The sequence below is a fragment of the Streptomyces sp. NPDC004031 genome (assembly GCF_053604375.1).
This window is the reverse complement of record NZ_JBSGHL010000167.1, coordinates 1-1293: the sequence shown is the minus strand read 5'-3', so window position 1 is coordinate 1293 and position 1293 is coordinate 1. Positions and strand designations below refer to the sequence as shown.

Sequence of the window (1293 nt, the reverse complement as noted above, 5' to 3'; positions counted from 1 at the left end):
CTGAGCGGTGGCCGGACTGTTGATCTGCCGACGTATGCGTTCCAGCGGCAGCGGTACTGGCTCGAAGCCCCCGCGGTTGCCGGTGATGCCGCCGGACTCGGTCTGGCTGTCGCCGGACACGGACTCCTCGGCGCGGCGGTGGATCTCGCCGACGAAGGCGGTGCGGTCCTCACCGGCAGGCTGTCCCTCGCCACGCAGCCGTGGCTGGCCGATCACATGGTGCTGAGCAGTGTGCTGCTGCCGGGCACCGCGTTCGTCGACCTGGCCGTCGCAGCCGGCGACCGTGTCGGCGCCGGACACCTCGAAGACCTCACCCTGCATGCCCCGTTGGTAATCACCGACGGCCAGGCCGTCCAGTTGCAGGCCACCCTCACCCCCGACGACGGCGGATACGCGCTGGCCGTGCACTCCCGGCCCGACGACGGGAACGGTCCGTGGGTCCGGCACGCCACCGGCCGCCTCACCACCGGAACACCCGAACCCGCCCCGTCCGGCAGCACCTGGCCCCCCGCCGACGCCCGGCCTGTCGATCTCGACGGTCTCTACGACCGCCTCGCGGCCCGGGGTTACGAGTACGGGCCGGTGTTCCAGGGTCTGCGTGCTGCGTGGCGTCACCCGGAGGGGGACGTGTCTGCGGAGATCGCCCTGCCTGTCGAGGGTGTGGACACCGCCGGGTTCGGTATCCACCCGGCGCTTCTGGACGCGGCGCTGCACGCGCTGCTGCTCGACGACCGGCCGGGTGAGCCGGTGGTGGTGCTGCCGTTCGCGTGGAGCGGGGTCACCCTCCACGCCACCGGCGCGACCACCCTGCGCGTCCGCTGGACCACCACCGGCGAGAACACCCACGCCCTCACCGCCACCGACCCCACCGGCACACCCGTCATCACCGCCGACGCCCTCACGGTCCGCGAGACCACCACCGCCCAGCTCGCCGCGCTGACCCCCACCCCCACCGCGGACGACCTCTACCAGCTCACCTGGACCCCCACCCCCGACACCGCCGACACCGCCGAGACCGACGCCGCCGGGGCCCGCGAGCTGGTGGTCCTCGGCACGGAGACCTTCGGTCTGACCGGTGTGCCCGTCGCCGCCGGTCTGGACGACGTCCCCGCCGGTGCCCACGTGCTGCTCACCGTCCAGCCCTCGCCCCCCGACGCCGGCCCCGCCCGCACCCACACGGTCCTCACCGACACCCTGACCGTCCTCCAGGCATGGCTGGCGCATCCCGGTCACACCGACGGGCACCTGACCGTCGTCACCCGCCACGCCGTCACGACCCGTCCCGCCGACCCC

General features: G+C 73.7%; 1 protein-coding gene. It reads left to right on the top strand.

Features of this window, described 5'->3' with window-relative positions; all coding sequences use genetic code 11:
- Positions 1–138: 138 nt before the first annotated feature.
- A partial coding sequence (locus ACWERV_RS36855; protein WP_452941270.1) for a polyketide synthase dehydratase domain-containing protein occupies positions 139–1293 on the top strand: 1155 nt, incomplete at its 3' end.